At 56.0% G+C, this 17,825-nt stretch carries 17 protein-coding genes; 14 read left to right on the top strand and 3 right to left on the bottom strand.

The genetic code is table 11. The features are described from left to right. The first annotated feature begins 68 nt into the window (after positions 1 to 68). From rmuC to tatD, 8 genes are all read left to right on the top strand, one after another. Positions 69 to 1,526 (top strand): DNA recombination protein RmuC, encoded by a 1,458-nt coding sequence (rmuC, locus tag IM291_RS20445; protein ID WP_048959730.1) that lies wholly within the window; start codon positions 69 to 71, stop codon positions 1,524 to 1,526. 66 nt (positions 1,527 to 1,592) lie between these two features. Further along, positions 1,593 to 2,348, top strand: a complete 756-nt coding sequence (ubiE, locus tag IM291_RS20440; RefSeq protein ID WP_028014779.1) for a bifunctional demethylmenaquinone methyltransferase/2-methoxy-6-polyprenyl-1,4-benzoquinol methylase UbiE — start codon at positions 1,593 to 1,595, stop codon at positions 2,346 to 2,348. Between the two features lie 13 nt (positions 2,349 to 2,361). Continuing rightward, positions 2,362 to 2,967 (top strand): ubiquinone biosynthesis protein UbiJ, encoded by a 606-nt coding sequence (gene ubiJ / locus IM291_RS20435; RefSeq protein ID WP_028014778.1) that lies wholly within the window; start codon positions 2,362 to 2,364, stop codon positions 2,965 to 2,967. Next, a complete protein-coding gene (ubiB, locus tag IM291_RS20430; protein WP_028014777.1) occupies positions 2,964 to 4,604 on the top strand; it encodes a ubiquinone biosynthesis regulatory protein kinase UbiB in 1,641 nt (546 codons plus the stop codon). The genes ubiJ and ubiB overlap by 4 nt, the downstream gene beginning before the upstream one ends. A 76-nt stretch (positions 4,605 to 4,680) precedes the next feature. Beyond that, complete coding sequence (tatA, locus tag IM291_RS20425) at positions 4,681 to 4,935, top strand: Sec-independent protein translocase subunit TatA (RefSeq protein ID WP_013099238.1); 255 nt, start codon at positions 4,681 to 4,683, stop codon at positions 4,933 to 4,935. 3 nt (positions 4,936 to 4,938) lie between these two features. Further along, positions 4,939 to 5,481, top strand: coding sequence for a Sec-independent protein translocase protein TatB (tatB, locus tag IM291_RS20420; protein WP_028014776.1), 543 nt, complete (start codon positions 4,939 to 4,941; stop codon positions 5,479 to 5,481). A 2-nt stretch (positions 5,482 to 5,483) separates the two neighbouring features. Further along, positions 5,484 to 6,254 carry a Sec-independent protein translocase subunit TatC gene (gene tatC / locus IM291_RS20415; protein ID WP_192987567.1) on the top strand — a complete coding sequence of 257 codons (771 nt, stop codon included), beginning with the start codon at positions 5,484 to 5,486 and terminating at the stop codon, positions 6,252 to 6,254. Between the two features lie 41 nt (positions 6,255 to 6,295). Further along, the gene (gene tatD, locus IM291_RS20410) at positions 6,296 to 7,078 is read left to right on the top strand and encodes a 3'-5' ssDNA/RNA exonuclease TatD (protein ID WP_048959732.1); all 783 of its coding nucleotides are present in this window, start codon (positions 6,296 to 6,298) and stop codon (positions 7,076 to 7,078) included. Here tatD and rfaH read toward each other — a convergent pair. After that, positions 7,075 to 7,566: a transcription/translation regulatory transformer protein RfaH gene (rfaH, locus tag IM291_RS20405; RefSeq protein WP_020882871.1), complete on the bottom strand. Its 492-nt coding sequence runs from the start codon at positions 7,564 to 7,566 to the stop codon at positions 7,075 to 7,077. The genes tatD and rfaH overlap by 4 nt on opposite strands. A 170-nt stretch (positions 7,567 to 7,736) precedes the next feature. Between rfaH and ubiD the strand changes: the two genes are divergently transcribed. Continuing rightward, positions 7,737 to 9,230 (top strand): 4-hydroxy-3-polyprenylbenzoate decarboxylase, encoded by a 1,494-nt coding sequence (gene ubiD / locus IM291_RS20400; protein WP_028014773.1) that lies wholly within the window; start codon positions 7,737 to 7,739, stop codon positions 9,228 to 9,230. Positions 9,231 to 9,272: 42 nt separating this feature from the next. After that, a complete protein-coding gene (gene fre, locus IM291_RS20395) occupies positions 9,273 to 9,974 on the top strand; it encodes an NAD(P)H-flavin reductase (RefSeq protein ID WP_028014772.1) in 702 nt (233 codons plus the stop codon). 161 nt (positions 9,975 to 10,135) lie between these two features. Here fre and fadA read toward each other — a convergent pair whose 3' ends face one another. After that, positions 10,136 to 11,299, bottom strand: coding sequence for an acetyl-CoA C-acyltransferase FadA (gene fadA, locus IM291_RS20390; protein WP_008501515.1), 1,164 nt, complete (start codon positions 11,297 to 11,299; stop codon positions 10,136 to 10,138). A 9-nt stretch (positions 11,300 to 11,308) separates the two neighbouring features. Continuing rightward, positions 11,309 to 13,498, bottom strand: a complete 2,190-nt coding sequence (gene fadB / locus IM291_RS20385) for a fatty acid oxidation complex subunit alpha FadB (RefSeq protein ID WP_045260977.1) — start codon at positions 13,496 to 13,498, stop codon at positions 11,309 to 11,311. A gap of 190 nt (positions 13,499 to 13,688) precedes the next feature. Between fadB and pepQ the strand changes: the two genes are divergently transcribed. Genes pepQ through hemG form a run of 4 tightly spaced genes read left to right on the top strand, consistent with a single transcriptional unit; the run spans position 13,689 to position 17,683 of the window. Then, positions 13,689 to 15,020: a Xaa-Pro dipeptidase gene (gene pepQ / locus IM291_RS20380; RefSeq protein ID WP_028014769.1), complete on the top strand. Its 1,332-nt coding sequence runs from the start codon at positions 13,689 to 13,691 to the stop codon at positions 15,018 to 15,020. Beyond that, positions 15,020 to 15,634 carry an IMPACT family protein gene (locus IM291_RS20375; RefSeq protein ID WP_041911843.1) on the top strand — a complete coding sequence of 205 codons (615 nt, stop codon included), beginning with the start codon at positions 15,020 to 15,022 and terminating at the stop codon, positions 15,632 to 15,634. Before pepQ ends, IM291_RS20375 begins: the two co-directional genes overlap by 1 nt. A gap of 41 nt (positions 15,635 to 15,675) precedes the next feature. Further along, the gene (gene trkH / locus IM291_RS20370; RefSeq protein WP_013099227.1) at positions 15,676 to 17,127 is read left to right on the top strand and encodes a Trk system potassium transporter TrkH; all 1,452 of its coding nucleotides are present in this window, start codon (positions 15,676 to 15,678) and stop codon (positions 17,125 to 17,127) included. Positions 17,128 to 17,137: 10 nt separating this feature from the next. Continuing rightward, a complete protein-coding gene (hemG, locus tag IM291_RS20365; RefSeq protein WP_028014767.1) occupies positions 17,138 to 17,683 on the top strand; it encodes a menaquinone-dependent protoporphyrinogen IX dehydrogenase in 546 nt (181 codons plus the stop codon). The last annotated feature ends 142 nt before the right edge of the window (positions 17,684 to 17,825 follow it).

Raw genomic sequence — 17,825 nt, 5'->3', positions numbered from 1 at the left:
TTTCAAACTGGACGTTTATACAGCACAATCTTATTTTGTGCGGGTAATACGTTGATGCAGGGGGCATTGTGGATATCTCAATCCTTATTTATGCGGTAATTGCGCTGGCTGGCGTGGCGATAGGCTGGCTGATATCCAGCTATCAGCATGCACAGCAGAAGGCCGAGCAGTTGGCTGAACGCGAAGAGATCGTCGCCGATTTAAGCGCCGCAAAACAGCAGCTTGCCCTAAGCGACCACTGGCGCGACGAGTGTGAACTGCTCAATAACGAACTGCGTAACCTGCGCGACATCAACACCTCGCTGGAGGCCGATCTCCGCGAAGTGACTACCCGCCTTGAATCCACCCAGCTGCATGCCGAAGACAAAATCCGCCAGATGATCAACAGCGAGCAGCGCCTCAGCGAGCAGTTCGAGAACCTCGCCAACCGCATTTTCGAGCACAGCAACCGCCGCGTTGATGAGCAAAATCGCCAGAGCCTGAACAGCCTGCTGACGCCGCTGCGCGAACAGCTGGACGGCTTTCGCCGTCAGGTACAGGACAGCTTTGGTCAGGAAGCCCGCGAACGCCACACGCTGGCGCATGAGATCCGCAATCTTCAACAGCTGAATGCCCAGATGGCGCAGGAGGCGGTCAACCTGACGCGGGCGCTGAAAGGCGATAACAAAACCCAGGGTAACTGGGGGGAAGTGGTGCTCACCCGCGTGCTGGAGGCCTCTGGCCTGCGGGAAGGGTATGAATACGAAACGCAGGTGAGTATCGAAAACGATGCCCGCTCGCGAATGCAGCCGGATGTGATTGTGCGTCTGCCGCAGGGCAAAGATGTGGTCATTGACGCCAAAATGACGCTGGTGGCCTATGAGCGCTACTTCAACGCTGAAGATGACTATACGCGCGAATCGGCGCTGCAGGAGCACATTGCCTCCGTGCGTAACCATATTCGCCTGCTGGGCAGAAAAGATTATCAGCAGCTGCCGGGGCTGCGCTCGCTGGACTACGTGCTGATGTTTATCCCGGTCGAACCCGCGTTTTTGCTGGCGCTCGACAGACAGCCCGAGCTGATCACCGAAGCGCTGAAAAATAACATTATGCTGGTCAGCCCCACCACGCTGCTGGTGGCCTTACGCACCATTGCGAACCTGTGGCGCTATGAGCACCAGAGCCGTAACGCGCAGCAGATTGCCGACCGCGCCAGCAAGCTGTACGACAAAATGCGCCTCTTCGTGGACGATATGTCCTCCGTCGGGCAAAGCCTGGATCGTGCGCAGGATAACTACCGCCAGGCGATGAAAAAGCTCTCCTCCGGGCGTGGCAACCTGCTTGCGCAGGCTGAAGCATTCCGCAGCCTGGGAGTGGAGGTTAAACGCGAGATTAATCCGGAATTGGTCGAACAGGCGACAGCCCAGGACGAAGAGTTCCGACTGCGTGAGGGCGGGGATGAACAAAATACCCCCAACCAGGACAACGATTTAGCGGCGGATTTATCGCCAGACGAGCAGCCAGCGCGTTTCTTTCGCGGTGGTTGAATCGTAGGGCAATTGCGCCCAATCTGTTACACTTCACGAACATTTGACTGATTAGCAGGCTCTGAGATGGTTGACGATTCACAAGACACGACGCACTTTGGCTTTCAGACTGTAGCCAAAGCGCAGAAAGCTGACATGGTGGCCCACGTATTTCATTCCGTGGCGGCGAAGTACGATGTGATGAATGACTTGATGTCGTTCGGCATTCATCGCTTGTGGAAGCGCTTCACCATCGACTGCAGCGGGGTGCGTCGTGGACAAACGGTTCTCGATCTGGCTGGCGGTACGGGCGATCTGACGGCGAAATTCTCCCGTCTGGTGGGCGAAACCGGTCGCGTTGTACTGGCTGATATTAATGACTCCATGCTTAAAATGGGACGCGAAAAACTGCGTAACATCGGCGTGGTGGGTAATGTGGAATACGTGCAGGCCAACGCCGAAGCGCTGCCGTTCCCGGACAATACTTTTGACTGCATCACGATTTCCTTCGGTCTGCGTAACGTCACTGATAAAGAAAAAGCGCTGCGCTCCATGTACCGCGTGCTGAAGCCGGGTGGACGCCTGCTGGTGCTCGAGTTCTCTAAACCGATTATCGACCCGCTGAGCAAAGCCTACGACGCCTATTCCTTCCACGTGCTGCCGCGTATTGGCGAACTGGTGGCAAACGACGCGGAAAGCTATCGCTATCTGGCGGAATCAATTCGCATGCATCCGGATCAGGACACCTTAAAAGCCATGATGCAGGATGCGGAATTTGAGAACGTTGAGTACTTCAACATGACGGCGGGTGTCGTCGCGCTGCATCGCGGTTACAAATTCTGAGTGGAGGTGTCCCGTGCCCTTTAAACCCTTAGTCACCGCAGGCATCGAGAATGTGCTGAATGCCTTCCTGTATCGCGCTCCGGCGCTGAAAGCCGCACGTCAGCGGCTAAACGGGAAGGTACTGCGCATTGTGTTAAAAGAGTTCTCGACGCCGCTCGTGCTGGTTTTCAGCGAACGTCAGCTTGACGTTCTGGGTGAGTGGGAAGGTGAAGCTGATTGCTCGGTCATTACCCATATGAGCGTGCTGCCAAAACTGCGCGATCGCCAGCAATTAACGGCGCTTATCCGCAGCGGTGAGCTGGAAGTGGAAGGCGACATCCAGGTCGTGCAGAACTTCGTTGCGCTCAGCGATCTGGCTGAGTTTGACCCGGCAGAGCTGCTGGCGCCTTTTATTGGCGACATCGCCGCTGAAGGGATCGGGAAAGTTATTCATGGCGGCACGGCGTTCCTGCGCAAAAATCTGCAACGCCAACAGCGTTATGCCGCAGAAGTGCTGACCGAAGAGTGGCGCATGGCGCCTGGGCCGCTGGAAGTTGCGTGGTTCGCAGAAGAGACGGCCGCGGTTGAACGTGCGGTTGATGCCCTAAGCAAACGGCTGGAAAAACTGGAGGGCAAATGACGCCTGGTGAAATTCGGCGCCTCTATTTTATCATCCACACCTTTTTGAGTTACGGGCTCGACGAGCTCATCCCCAAAATGCGTATCACGCTGCCGCTCAGGATCTGGCGGCGGACGCTGTTCTGGATGCCAAATCGCCATAAAGGTCAGCCGCTGGGTGAACGCCTGCGTCTGGCGCTGCAGGAGCTCGGCCCGGTATGGATTAAGTTCGGACAGATGCTCTCAACTCGCCGCGATCTCTTCCCGCCGCACATTGCCGATGAACTGGCGATGCTGCAGGACCGTGTCGCCCCGTTTGACGGGGTGAGAGCGAAGAAACAGATCGAGGAGGCGATGGGTAACCTTCCCGTTGAAACCTGGTTTGACGATTTCGAAATAGAACCGCTGGCGTCGGCTTCTATCGCTCAGGTGCACACTGCGCGTCTGAAAGAGAACGGCAAAGAAGTGGTGATCAAGGTGATCCGCCCGGATATCCTGCCGATTATCAAAGCCGACATGAAGCTAATTTATCGTCTGGCGCGCTGGGTTCCGCGTCTGCTGCCGGACGGCCGTCGACTGCGCCCGATGGAAGTGGTGCGGGAATATGAAAAAACGCTGATTGATGAGCTTAATCTGCTGCGTGAATCGGCAAACGCCATTCAGCTGCGCCGCAATTTTGAAAACAGCCCGATGCTCTACGTGCCTGAAGTCTATTCTGACTATTGCAGCCAGAACATGATGGTCATGGAGCGCATCTACGGTATTCCGGTTTCGGATGTGGTGGCCCTGGAGAAGCAGGGAACGAACATGAAGCTGCTGGCCGAACGTGGCGTGCAGGTCTTCTTTACCCAGGTATTCCGCGACAGTTTTTTCCATGCGGACATGCATCCGGGTAATATCTTCGTGAGCTATGAGCATCCTGAGGATCCGAAATACATCGGTATCGACTGCGGAATTGTGGGCTCGCTGAATAAAGAAGATAAACGTTATCTGGCTGAGAACTTCATCGCCTTCTTCAACCGCGACTACCGTAAGGTGGCCGAGCTGCATGTGGATTCCGGCTGGGTTCCGCCAGACACCAACGTCGAAGAGTTCGAGTTTGCTATCCGTACCGTTTGCGAACCGATTTTTGAAAAACCGCTGGCAGAGATCTCTTTTGGACACGTGCTGTTAAACCTGTTCAATACGGCCCGCCGCTTTAATATGGAAGTTCAGCCACAGTTAGTTTTACTTCAGAAAACATTACTTTACGTTGAGGGTGTAGGTCGACAACTCTATCCTCAGTTAGACTTGTGGAAGACGGCTAAACCTTTCCTGGAATCCTGGATTAAGGATCAGGTTGGCCTTCCAGCGCTGGTGCGTTCGCTGAAAGAGAAAGGCCCGTTCTGGATCGAAAAAATGCCTGAAATTCCTGAACTGGTTTACGACAGTTTGCGTCAGAGCAAGAATCTTCAGCACAGCATGGATAAAATCGCCCGCGAGCTTCAGTCCAGCCGTGTGCGCCAGGGACAGTCACGCTACCTCTTTGGCATTGGCGCAACGCTGCTGTTGAGCGGTACGTTGCTGCTGATCAACCGTCCTGACTGGCAGATGATGCCCGCCTGGCTGATGGCTGGCGGGGTTGTTGTCTGGCTTGCAGGATGGAGAAAAACGCGCTGAGTTTGCATCGCCATCGACAGGTCGCATACGTATAATGCGACCTGACCAATTAATCATCTATCCCTGAGGAATATGTATGGGTGGTATCAGTATCTGGCAATTAGTCATTATTGCCGTCATCGTTGTGCTGCTGTTTGGCACCAAAAAGCTCGGTTCTATTGGTTCCGATCTGGGCGCGTCTATCAAAGGCTTCAAGAAAGCGATGAGCGATGATGAGAGCAAGCAGGATAAAACCAGCCAGGACGCTGACTTTACTGCTAAATCCATCTCCGATAAGCAAGAAGATGCCAAAAAGGAAGACGCTAAACGCCACGATAAAGAGCAGGTGTAAGTCGTGTTCGACATTGGTTTTAGTGAGCTGCTGCTGGTCTTTGTGATTGGTCTGATCGTGCTGGGGCCGCAGCGTCTGCCGGTAGCGGTGAAAACCGTCGTGGGCTGGGTTCGAGCGCTAAGATCGCTGGCTTCGACCGTTCAGAACGAGCTGGCGCAGGAACTTAAGCTGCAGGAGTTTCAGGAAAGCCTGAAAAAGGTTGAGAAGGCGAGCATGGATAACCTGACGCCGGAACTGAAAGCCTCAATGGATGAGCTGCGCGAAGCGGCGGAATCCATGAAGCGCTCTTACAGCGTTAACGATCCTGAAAAAGCGAGCGATGAAGCGAACACTATTCATAACCCGGTGGTGAAGGACAGCGAAGCGCAGCGTGAGGGCGTGACGCCAGCGAGTGCGGAGCACCAGGCCGCAGCGCCTGAACAAACACCGCAGGAAACTGAACTGAAAAAACAGGCGCAGCCGGAAGAGCCGGTGGTAAAAGCGGCTGAAGCGAAACCCGCCGCGCCCGTTTCCGAATCATCCCCCTCGTCGAGTGATAAAGCGTAACTATGGCAGTAGATGATACTCAACCGCTTATTACGCACCTGATTGAGCTGCGTAAGCGCCTGTTAAACTGCATTATTGCGGTATTCCTCATATTCCTGTGCCTGGTCTATTTCGCCAACGATATTTATCAGGTGGTTTCTGCGCCGCTGATCAAGCAGATGCCGCTGGGGGCAACGATGATTGCAACAGACGTTGCATCACCGTTTTTCACCCCGATTAAGCTCACCTTCTGGGTGTCGTTGATTGCGTCTGCACCCGTCATCCTTTATCAGGTATGGGCATTTGTGGCGCCAGCACTGTACAGGCACGAACGTAAACTGGTGATCCCGCTGCTGGTCTCCAGTTCGCTGCTGTTCTATATCGGCATGGCGTTTGCCTACTTCGTTGTCTTCCCGCTAGCCTTTGGCTTCCTGACGCATACCGCGCCGGAAGGGGTTCAGGTATCGACGGATATCGCCAGCTACCTCAGCTTTGTGATGGCGCTGTTTATGGCGTTCGGTGTGGCGTTTGAAGTGCCGGTGGCCATTGTGCTGCTCTGCTGGGTTGGGGTAACCACCCCTGATGACCTGCGTAAGAAGCGTCCCTATATTCTGGTGGGCGCCTTCGTAGTCGGCATGCTGCTGACGCCGCCGGACGTCTTCTCACAAACGCTGCTGGCAATACCGATGTACTGCCTGTTTGAGGTTGGCGTATTCTTCTCGCGTTTCTACGTGGGAAAAGGACGCCGGTTGGACGATGAAGACGATGCGTCCGAAAAGACCACTGAAGAGTAAAACCAGCCGCCCGTCAGGGCGGTTGTTCTATGGGGAATCGCATGTTTGATATCGGACTCAACCTGACCAGCTCGCAGTTTGCGAAAGATCGTGACGAGGTGGTTGCGCGTGCTTTTGAGGCTGGCGTAAAAGGGCTGCTCCTGACCGGGACCAACCTGCATGAGAGCGAGCAGGCGCTGCTGCTGGCGCAACGCTATCAACACTGCTGGTCAACCGCCGGCGTCCACCCTCATGACAGCAGCCAGTGGACGGCGGAGAGCGCAGAAACCCTGCGCACGCTGGCAAAAAAGGCAGAGGTGGTGGCTATTGGCGAGTGCGGGCTCGATTTTAACCGCAACTTCTCCACGCCTGAAGAACAGGAAAAGGCGTTCACTGCCCAGCTTGCGCTGGCGGCAGAGCTTGAAATGCCCGTCTTTATGCACTGTCGCGACGCGCATGAACGTTTTCTCGCACTGCTGGACCCGTGGCTGGATAAACTGCCCGGCGCAGTGCTCCACTGCTTCACCGGGTCTCGCCAGGAAGCGCTGGATTGCCTGAACCGCGGTTTGTATCTGGGGATCACCGGTTGGGTGTGTGATGAGCGCCGCGGGCTTGAGCTTCGCGAGCTGCTGCCGATAATCCCGGCAGACCGTTTGCTTCTTGAAACCGATGCGCCATACCTGCTGCCGCGAGATATGAAGCCCAAACCGGCATCGCGGCGAAACGAGCCCGCCTTGCTGGGGCACATTGTTGAGCGCGTAGCGCACTGGCGCGGAGAGGATCCGCACTGGCTTTCCGCGCAGACGGATGACAACGTGCGTCGCCTGTTCGGGATAAACGTTTAAACTTTGCGGAAGTCGGTGTTTTTCACGCTCTGCAGCACCTGCTTGTTCAGCAGATTGAGCAACAGCATGGAGCGCGCTTCACCGTCCGGCTCGGCGAAAATCGCCTGCAGGCCTTCGAATGCGCCTTCGGTAATGACGACGCTATCGCCCGCGTAAGGGGTTTCCGGGTCGGTGATCCCTTCAGGCTGTTGATAAACAGACAGCTGATGAATGACGGTCGACGGAACGGTTGCCGGGTGGGCACCAAAACGAACGAAGTGGCTGACGCCGCGCGTTGCGCTGATGGTAGTGGTGTGGATCACCTCAGGGTCGAACTCCACGAACAGATAGTTCGGGAATAAAGGCTCACTGACGGTTGTGCGCTTCCCGCGCTGCATTTTTTCAAGCGTGATCACGGGTGTCAGACAATTTACAGACTGACGTTCAAGATGTTCCTGCGCGCGCTGAAGTTGCCCGCGTTTGCAATACAGTAAATACCAGGCCTGCATAATCACTCTTTCCCTTAGTTCGGGGCGCAAGCATATCAAAACCCTGGAGGGATCGCTAAGTTGATTATAATGGGGGAAATTCGAACACAGCGGATAAGTTCACGCTAATTTAACAAAATTACAGCATCAAGCAGGCTTACGCCGTATAATGAAGCGCTTACAGAGAGGCCATGACTAACTGCATGAAATACCACGATCTCCGCGACTTCCTGACGCTGCTGGAAAAGCAGGGTGAACTGAAACGCATTACACTTCCTGTTGATCCTTATCTGGAAATGACAGAAATTGCTGACCGCACCCTGCGTGCCGGTGGCCCTGCATTACTGTTTGAAAATCCAAAAGGTTACTCAATGCCGGTGCTGTGCAACCTGTTTGGCACCCCGCGTCGTGTCGCGCTGGGAATGGGGCAGGAAGACGTTACCGCGCTGCGTGAAGTGGGTAAACTGCTGGCATTTCTGAAAGAGCCTGAGCCACCGAAAGGTTTCCGCGATCTGTTCGATAAGCTGCCGCAGTTTAAGCAGGTGTTGAACATGCCCACCAAACGCCTGCGCGGCGCGCCGTGTCAGCAGAAAGTGCTGGAAGGCGATGCGGTGGATCTCACCAAAATCCCTATCATGCAGTGCTGGCCTGAAGATGCTGCGCCGCTGATCACCTGGGGCCTCACCGTGACGCGCGGACCGCATAAAGAGCGGCAAAACCTCGGTATTTATCGCCAGCAGCTGATTGGCAAGAATAAGCTCATCATGCGCTGGCTGTCGCACCGCGGCGGCGCGCTGGATTTCCAGGAGTGGTGTGCTGCACATCCGGGGGAACGGTTCCCGGTGTCTGTCGCGTTAGGTGCCGATCCGGCCACCATTCTGGGGGCGGTCACGCCCGTACCGGATACGCTCTCTGAATATGCGTTTGCTGGCCTGCTGCGCGGGACTAAAACCGAGGTCGTGAAGTGTATCTCCAACGATCTCGAAGTGCCGGCCAGCGCCGAAATTGTGCTGGAAGGTTACATTGAGCAGGGTGAAATGGCGCCAGAAGGCCCATACGGCGACCATACCGGCTATTACAACGAAGTGGATAACTTCCCGGTGTTTACCGTCACGCATGTTACTCAGCGTGAAGATGCGATTTATCACTCCACCTATACTGGCCGCCCACCGGATGAACCGGCGGTGCTCGGCGTGGCGCTGAACGAAGTATTTGTGCCGATCCTGCAAAAGCAGTTCCCGGAAATCGTTGATTTTTATCTGCCGCCTGAAGGATGCTCGTATCGCATGGCGGTGGTCACGATGAAGAAGCAGTATCCCGGACATGCTAAACGCGTGATGATGGGCGTATGGTCTTTCCTGCGCCAGTTTATGTATACCAAATTTGTTATTGTCTGCGATGATGACGTTAACGCCCGTGACTGGAACGACGTTATCTGGGCGATAACCACGCGAATGGATCCTGCGCGTGATACGGTGTTAGTCGAAAATACGCCGATAGATTATCTGGATTTTGCCTCGCCGGTTTCCGGTCTTGGCTCAAAGATGGGACTGGATGCCACAAATAAATGGCCTGGCGAAACCGACCGTGAATGGGGTCGCCCGATCAAAAAAGATCCTGCTGTGACCGCGCGAATTGACGCGATCTGGGACGAACTGGCCATAATGAATAACGGTAAACCCTGAGCTGACCGTTAAGCCCTATAGACTTCCCGACAGAGAGAGCGAATGACAACCTTAAGCTGTAAAGTGACGTCGGTAGATGCTATTACCGACACCGTATACCGCGTCCGTTTGGTTCCTGAAGCGGCATTCTCATTCCGTGCCGGCCAGTACCTGATGGTGGTGATGGATGAGCGTGATAAGCGTCCTTTCTCTATGGCCTCTACGCCAGCAGAGCAGGAATTTATTGAGCTGCATATTGGTGCGTCTGAGCTTAACCTGTACGCGATGGCCGTGATGGACCGCATCCTGAAAGAGCGTGAGATTGTGGTCGACATTCCTCACGGCGACGCGTGGTTGCGTGATGACGAAGACCGTCCGCTGATTCTGATCGCGGGCGGTACGGGCTTCTCCTATGTGCGCTCTATTCTGTTGACCGCGCTGGCGCGTAATCCAGACCGTGACATCACTATCTACTGGGGCGGCCGCGAAGAGAAGCACCTGTACGACCTGTCTGAACTGGAAGCGCTGAGCGTTAACCATCCTAACCTGCGCATTGAGCCAGTGGTCGAGCAGCCGGAAGAGGGCTGGCGTGGACGTAGCGGGACGGTGCTGACGGCGGTACTGCAGGATCACGGCACGCTGGCGGGACATGATATCTACATTGCAGGCCGTTTCGAGATGGCGAAAATTGCCCGCGACCTGTTCTGTAACGAACGCGATGCGCGTGAAGATCGCCTGTTTGGCGATGCGTTTGCGTTTATCTAAATAAAAAGCCCGCCCCTGACAGGCGGGAAGAACGGCAACTAAACTGTCTCTCTTCGCCAATGACACGATTGGCGGCGAGGTACCTCTCGTAGGCCGGGAAAGCGCAGCGCCTCCCGGCAAAAGCCCGATGGCGCGATGCTTATCGGGCCTACGTTATAGCCTTACACTCTCTCAAACACCGTCGCGATACCCTGACCCAGGCCGATACACATCGTTGCCAGACCAAACTGGGCATCTTTGCGTTCCATCAGGTTAATCAGCGTCGTGCTGATACGCGCCCCGGAACAGCCCAGCGGGTGACCGAGGGCGATCGCGCCGCCGTTGAGGTTAATCTTCTCGTCGATCTGCTCCATCAGCCCCAGATCTTTAATGCACGGCAGGATCTGTGCGGCAAACGCTTCGTTCATCTCGAACAGATCGATATCGCTGGCAGTTAAGCCCGCTTTTTTCAGCGCCAGCTTCGAGGCCGGAACCGGGCCGTAACCCATGATTGAAGGATCGCAGCCCACCACCGCCATCGAACGCACGCGAGCGCGTGGCGTCAGGCCCAATTCGCGGGCGCGGCTTTCGCTCATCACCAGCATCGCGGCGGCACCGTCGGACAGCGCCGACGACGTCCCTGCCGTTACCGTACCGGTGACCGGATCAAATGCCGGACGCAGGGTAGAAAGCGCTTCGACCGTCGTTTCCGGACGAATGACTTCGTCGTAGCTGAACTGCTTCAGTACGCCGTCTGCATCGTGGCCCCCGGTGGGGATGATCTCATTCTTGAAGGCACCGGACTGCGTGGCGGCCCAGGCGCGGGCGTGAGATCGCGCGGCAAAAGCATCCTGCATTTCACGACTGATGCCGTGCAGGCGGGAGAGCATCTCGGCGGTCAGGCCCATCATGCCTGCGGCTTTCGCCACGTTGCGGCTCATGCCCGGATGGAAATCGACCCCGTGGCTCATCGGCACATGGCCCATGTGTTCAACGCCGCCGACCAGACAGGCCTGCGCATCGCCGGTCATGATCATGCGCGCCGCGTCGTGCAGGGCCTGCATCGACGAACCGCACAGGCGGTTGACGGTGACCGCCGGAACCGAATGTGGGATCTCCGCCAGCAGCGACGCGTTGCGGGCGATGTTGAAGCCCTGCTCCAGCGTTTGCTGCACGCAGCCCCAGTAGATATCGTCGAGCGCTGCTGGGTCCAGCGCCGGGTTACGCGCCAGCAGGCTACGCATCAGGTGCGCGGAGAGATCTTCCGCTCGCACGTTACGGAACGCACCGCCTTTTGAACGGCCCATCGGGGTGCGAATCGCATCAACAATGACAACCTTTTCCATTGTGACTCCTTAAGCCGTTTTCAGCGCGCCAACCGGACGGGCTGGTTCAACTGCTGGATAGTAGGGTTCGTTATGGCGCGCTTTGTTACGCAGCCCTTCCGGCACTTCATAAAGCGGGCCGAGGTGCTGATACTGCTGCGCCATATCGAGATAGCGGGCGCTGCCGAGCGTATCCAGCCAGCGGAACGCGCCGCCGTGGAACGGAGGGAAGCCCAGGCCATATACCAACGCCATATCCGCTTCTGCCGGGCTGGCAATAATGCCTTCTTCCAGGCAACGGACCACTTCGTTGATCATCGGAATCATCATGCGGGCAATAATTTCGTCGTCGGTGAAGTCGCGTTTCGGCTGGCATACGTCGGCCAGCAGACCATCCACCGCCGCATCTTCTTCTTTCTTCGGTTTGCCTTTGCTGTCTTCTTTATAACGCCAGAAGCCCAGGCCGTTTTTCTGTCCGAAGCGGTTGGCGTCAAAGAGGGCGTCAATGGCATCGCGATAATCTTTCTGCATGCGCTGCGGGAAGCCTGCCGCCATGACGGCCTGAGCGTGGTGGGCGGTATCAATGCCGACGACGTCCAGCAGATACGCCGGGCCCATCGGCCAGCCGAACTGTTTTTCCATTACTTTGTCGATTTTGCGGAAGTCCGCGCCGTCGCGCAGCAGCTGGCTGAAGCCGGCGAAGTACGGGAACAGCACGCGGTTCACAAAGAAACCTGGGCAATCATTAACGACGATCGGCGTTTTACCCATCTTGCTTGCCCACGCCACGACTTTAGCGATGGTTTCGTCAGAGGTTTTTTCTCCACGGATCACTTCGACCAGTGGCATACGGTGTACCGGGTTGAAGAAGTGCATTCCGCAGAAGTTTTCCGGACGCTTCAGCACGCTCGCCAGTTCGCTGATGGGGATGGTGGAGGTGTTTGAGGCCAGGACGGCGTCCGGGCGAACCTTGTCTTCCGTTTCCGCCAGCACCGCTTTTTTGACTTTCGGGTTCTCAACGACCGCTTCAACCACCACGTCCACACGGTCGAAACCGCTGTATTCCAGCACAGGCTGGATGGTTGAGATCACGCCTGCGAGCTTCAGCCCGTCAATTTTTCCGCGCTCAAGCTGTTTATTCAGCAGCTTGGCGGCTTCGGTCATGCCCAGCGTCAGAGATTTCTCGTTGATGTCTTTCATCACTACCGGCACGCCTTTCCAGGCCGACTGGTAAGCGATGCCGCCGCCCATAATACCGGCGCCGAGTACCGCCGCGTGTTTTGGCGTCTCAACGTTTTTGGTCAGCTGTTTGGCTTTGCCCTTCACGAACTGATCGTTGAGGAAGATACCAACCAGCGCGCGGGCTTCATTGGTGTGCGCCAGTGGAACAAAGCTCTGGTTTTCCAGCTTCAGGGCTTCGTCGCGGCCAAAGCGGGCTGCCGCTTCAATGGTTTTCACCGCCGTGATTGGCGCCGGGTAGTGTTTACCCGCCGTCTGCATCACCATGCCTTTGGCGATGGTGAAGCTCATGGTGGCTTCAATCTTGCTGAGCTTTAACGGCTCCAGCTTCGGCTGACGTTTGGCCTTCCAGTCGAGGTCGCCGTTAATCGCCTGACGCAGAATGGCGAGTGCACCTTCAACCAGCTTCTCTGGTTTCACGACGCCGTCGACCAGACCGATTTTCTGCGCTTGTTCTGCACCCACGTCTTTACCGGCGGCAATGATTTCCAGGGCGCTGTCGGCGCCCAGCATGCGCGGCATACGCACGGAACCGCCAAAGCCCGGCATGATGCCCAGCTTGGTTTCCGGCAGGCCGATACGCAGGTCCGGCGTCGCCAGACGGTAGTCGGTCGCCAGCACGCACTCGCAGCCGCCGCCCAGCGCGTAGCCGTTCACGGCAGAGATCGTTGGAACAGGCAGATCTTCCAGACGATTAAAGACGCTGTTGGCAAAGTGCAGCCACTGGCTCAGCTGTTCTTCCGGAACCTGGAACAGCGAGAGGAATTCGGTGATATCGGCACCGACAATAAAGGCCGCTTTGTTAGAACGCAGCAGCAGCCCTTTTAATTCAGATTGCTTTTCAAGTACTTCCAGCGCCTGGCCAAGACTGGCCACCGTCGCGGTATCAAGCTTATTCACTGAGCCGGGGGCATCGAACACCAGTTCGGCAATGCCATCTTCCAGCCAGTTGAGGTACAGGGTGTCGCCTTTGTAAAGCATGTCAGTCTCCTGAATCCAGCAAGTGGATCTGGTCATACCAGATGAGACGGAGTGTGGAATTTATGTTAATAAAATGCAAATTACTCATTAAGAAATTGCTGCGTTGATCACGGTCGGTGGAAATCACGCAGCCGGAGTGAGGTGTGCTAAGATGCGATGACTTGAGGTCAAAAAAACGAAAGGAAGAATGATGGACTCACTGGCTTCGCTTTATAAAAATCATATCGTTACCCTACAGGAACGTACCCGCGATGTACTGGCCCGCTTCAAGCTGGATGCTCTTCTGATCCACTCCGGCGAGCTGATGAATACTTTTCTTGATGACCACGCCTATCCGTTTAAGGTTAACCCGCAGTTTAAAGCCTGGGTGCCGGTGACACAGGTTCCGAATTGCTGGCTGCTGGTGGACGGCGTGAACAAGCCGAAACTGTGGTTCTACCTGCCGGTTGATTACTGGCACAACGTCGAACCGCTGCCGACCTCTTTCTGGACCGAAGAAATTGAGGTGATCGCCCTGCCAAAAGCGGACGGCATTGGCAGCCAGCTGCCAGCGGCGCGCGGCAACATCGGCTACATTGGCCCTGTACCTGAACGTGCGCTCGGTCTGGATATTCCGGCTGACAAACTCAATCCGAAAGGCGTGCTGGATTACCTGCACTATTACCGCGCGTATAAAACCGACTATGAACTCTACTGCATGCGTGAAGCGCAAAAAACGGCGGTGAATGGTCACCGCGCCGCGCACGAAGCGTTCCAGTCAGGCATGAGCGAGTTCGATATCAACCTGGCCTACCTGACCGCAACCGGTCATCGTGACACCGACGTACCGTACAGCAACATCGTCGCGCTGAATGAGCATGCGTCTGTTCTCCACTACACCAAACTGGATCATCAGGTTCCGTCTGAGATGCGCAGCTTCCTGCTGGACGCAGGCGCAGAGTACAACGGCTATGCGGCCGATCTGACCCGCACCTGGGCGGCGAATGCGGATACCGATTTTGCGCAGCTTATTAAGGACGTAAACGACGAACAGTTGGCGCTGATTGGCACCATGAAGGCCGGAACCAGCTACGTGGATTACCACATCCAGTTCCATCAGCGCATTGCCAAACTGCTGCGTAAGCATCAGATTGTGAAAGACATGAGCGAAGAGGCGATGGTCGAAAACGACCTGACCGGGCCATTTATGCCGCACGGTATCGGCCACCCGCTGGGCCTGCAGGTTCACGACGTTGCGGGCTTCATGCAGGATGATACCGGCACGCACCTGGCGGCACCGTCTAAATATCCTTACCTGCGCTGCACCCGTATTCTTGAGCCGCGCATGGTATTGACCATCGAGCCGGGGATCTACTTTATTGAATCCCTGCTGGCGCCGTGGCGTGAAGGGCAGTTCAGCAAGCACTTCAACTGGGAAAAAATCGACGCGCTGAAACCGTTTGGCGGCATTCGTATCGAAGATAACGTGGTGGTTCACGAGAACGGTATCGAGAATATGACGCGAGACCTGAAGCTGGCCTGATGGAAAGCTGGCTGATACCGGCTGAACCGGTCACCTTTGTTGAGGAAATCAAGAAAAGCCGCTTTATTACGCTGCTGGCGCACACCGACGGCGTAGAGGCGGCGAAAGCGTTTGTCGAGTCCGTTCGCGCGGAGCACCCTGACGCACGTCACCACTGCGTGGCGTGGGTGGCAGGGCCGCCGGACGATTCGCAACAGCTCGGTTTTTCAGACGACGGTGAACCGGCGGGCACAGCCGGTAAACCCATGCTCTCCCAGCTGATGGGTAGCGGCGTGGGTGAAATTACCGCCGTGGTGGTGCGCTACTACGGCGGCATCCTGTTGGGCACGGGCGGGCTGGTTAAAGCGTATGGCGGTGGAGTGCAGCAGGCACTGAATATCCTGACGACCACCCGCAAAACGCCGCTCACCGAATATACTTTATTGTGCGATTACGCTCAGCTATCGGGCATTGAAACACTGCTCAAACAATTTAACGGCGTGATTGCGCACAGTGATTACCAGGCAATGGTGCAATTACGCGTGGCGCTTCCTCAGGCAGAACTGGCTGCTTTTTCAGCAAAACTGGCTGATTTTAGTCGTGGTTCGTTGCAATTGCTGCCGATTGAAGAATAATCCCCACCTCACTTTTTTGAATACCAAAGGAAGCGGCAGAGATGCATTTTCGTGCCATAACCCGAATCGTTGGATTGCTGGTCATACTCTTTTCGGGGACGATGATTCTCCCTGGACTGGTGGCGCTTATCTACCGGGACGGCGCGGGGCGGGCTTTTACCCAGACCTTCTTTGTCGCGCTGGCGATCGGCTCGCTGCTGTGGTGGCCGAACCGTCGTCAGAAAGGTGAGCTGAAATCTCGCGAAGGCTTTCTGATTGTGGTCCTGTTCTGGACGGTGCTGGGAAGCGTCGGTTCGCTGCCCTTTATCTTCTCTGAGCAGCCTAACCTCAGCATCACGGATGCCTTTTTTGAATCGTTTTCTGGTTTAACGACCACCGGTGCGACGACGCTGGTGGGGCTGGATTCGTTACCCCACGCTATTCTCTTTTATCGTCAGATGCTGCAGTGGTTCGGGGGGATGGGGATCATCGTCCTGGCGGTGGCCATCCTGCCGATTCTGGGCGTCGGGGGGATGCAGCTGTACAGGGCTGAAATGCCGGGGCCGCTGAAAGATAATAAGATGCGCCCGCGTATTGCCGAGACGGCGAAAACCCTGTGGCTGATTTATGTTCTGCTGACGGTAGCCTGCGCGCTGGCGCTGTGGTTTGCCGGGATGCCTGCGTTTGATGCTATCGGGCACAGCTTCGCGACGATTGCCATTGGCGGGTTCTCCACTCACGATGCCAGCGTGGGGTACTTCGACAGCCCAACGATTAACACCATCATTGCGATTTTCCTGCTGATCTCCGGCTGTAACTACGGCCTGCACTTCTCTTTACTGAGCGGACGTAGCCTGAAGGTGTACTGGCGCGATCCTGAGTTCCGCATGTTCATTGGCGTCCAGCTTACCCTGGTCGTCATCTGCACCCTGGTGCTGTGGTTCCATGATGTTTACAACTCGGCGCTGACCACGCTCAATCAGGCGTTTTTCCAGGTGGTGTCGATGGCGACGACCGCCGGGTTTACCACGGACAGCATCGCGCGCTGGCCGCTGTTCCTGCCGGTACTGCTGCTGTGCTCCGCGTTTATCGGCGGCTGCGCCGGGTCGACGGGCGGTGGTCTGAAGGTGATTCGTATTCTGCTGCTGTTCAAGCAGGGGAACCGTGAGCTGAAGCGCCTGGTCCACCCGAATGCGGTCTACAGCATTAAGCTGGGGAACCGCGCGCTGCCGGAACGTATCCTCGAAGCGGTGTGGGGGTTCTTCTCGGCGTATGCGCTGGTCTTTATCGTCAGCATGCTGGCGATCATCGCGACGGGAGTGGATGATTTCTCCGCTTTTGCGTCCGTCGTCGCAACACTAAACAACCTCGGGCCTGGCCTGGGGGTTGTGGCGGATAACTTTGCCAGCATGAACCCGGTTGCGAAATGGATCCTTATTGCCAATATGCTGTTTGGTCGTCTTGAGGTCTTTACGCTGCTGGTGCTGTTTACCCCAACATTCTGGCGCGAATAAGGAGCCGTTGATGAAAACACTGATTCTTTTCTCTACGCGAGACGGACAAACGCGTGAGATTGCCGCGTATCTGGCGTCGGAATTAAAAGAGCTGGGCATTTACTCGGATGTGGTGAACCTGAATCGCGCAGAGGAGATTGCCTGGCAGGAGTACGATCGCGTGGTGATTGGCGCCTCCATTCGTTACGGACACTTCCATCCGGCGCTGGATCGCTTTGTGAAAAAGCATACGGCGGTACTCAACACATTGCCGGGCGCGTTTTACTCGGTCAATCTGGTTGCCCGTAAAGCTGAGAAGCGTACGCCGCAGACCAACAGCTACACGCGCAAATTTTTGCTCGGCTCGCCGTGGCAGCCAGACCTGTGCGCCGTCTTTGCCGGTGCGCTGCGCTATCCTCGCTACCGCTGGTATGACCGCTTCATGATCCGCCTGATAATGAAGATGACGGGTGGCGAAACCGATACGCGTAAAGAAGTGGTTTATACCGACTGGTCGCAGGTGGCCAGTTTTGCGCGGGAAATTGCCCATTTAGCGGGCGATTCGCGACTTAAATAAGCGTTAAGTTTGAAAAGTGAGCGAACGAAAAGTTTTTTGTATTTTGTGCTTGTCACTTCAGAATAACTCCCTATAATGCGCCTCCACTGACACGGAACAACGGCACACACGCCGCCGGGTCAGCAGAGAAAAGCGAAATAAA

The sequence above is a fragment of the Enterobacter cloacae complex sp. P27C genome (assembly GCF_014895705.1).
GTDB lineage: Bacteria > Pseudomonadota > Gammaproteobacteria > Enterobacterales > Enterobacteriaceae > Enterobacter > Enterobacter bugandensis.
This window is presented reverse-complemented; position numbering and strand designations above follow the sequence as displayed.

Coding starts and splice junctions, on each gene's coding strand:
- fadB (WP_045260977.1), bottom strand. CDS start 13,498: ATGCTTTACAAAGGCGACACCCTGTACCTCAACTGGCTGGAAGATGGC.
- rfaH (WP_020882871.1), bottom strand. CDS start 7,566: ATGCAGGCCTGGTATTTACTGTATTGCAAACGCGGGCAACTTCAGCGC.
- ubiE (WP_028014779.1), top strand. CDS start 1,593: ATGGTTGACGATTCACAAGACACGACGCACTTTGGCTTTCAGACTGTA.
- tatA (WP_013099238.1), top strand. CDS start 4,681: ATGGGTGGTATCAGTATCTGGCAATTAGTCATTATTGCCGTCATCGTT.
- trkH (WP_013099227.1), top strand. CDS start 15,676: ATGCATTTTCGTGCCATAACCCGAATCGTTGGATTGCTGGTCATACTC.
- fadA (WP_008501515.1), bottom strand. CDS start 11,299: ATGGAAAAGGTTGTCATTGTTGATGCGATTCGCACCCCGATGGGCCGT.
- tatD (WP_048959732.1), top strand. CDS start 6,296: ATGTTTGATATCGGACTCAACCTGACCAGCTCGCAGTTTGCGAAAGAT.
- fre (WP_028014772.1), top strand. CDS start 9,273: ATGACAACCTTAAGCTGTAAAGTGACGTCGGTAGATGCTATTACCGAC.
- ubiB (WP_028014777.1), top strand. CDS start 2,964: ATGACGCCTGGTGAAATTCGGCGCCTCTATTTTATCATCCACACCTTT.
- ubiD (WP_028014773.1), top strand. CDS start 7,737: ATGACTAACTGCATGAAATACCACGATCTCCGCGACTTCCTGACGCTG.
- hemG (WP_028014767.1), top strand. CDS start 17,138: ATGAAAACACTGATTCTTTTCTCTACGCGAGACGGACAAACGCGTGAG.
- pepQ (WP_028014769.1), top strand. CDS start 13,689: ATGGACTCACTGGCTTCGCTTTATAAAAATCATATCGTTACCCTACAG.
- tatC (WP_192987567.1), top strand. CDS start 5,484: ATGGCAGTAGATGATACTCAACCGCTTATTACGCACCTGATTGAGCTG.
- IM291_RS20375 (WP_041911843.1), top strand. CDS start 15,020: ATGGAAAGCTGGCTGATACCGGCTGAACCGGTCACCTTTGTTGAGGAA.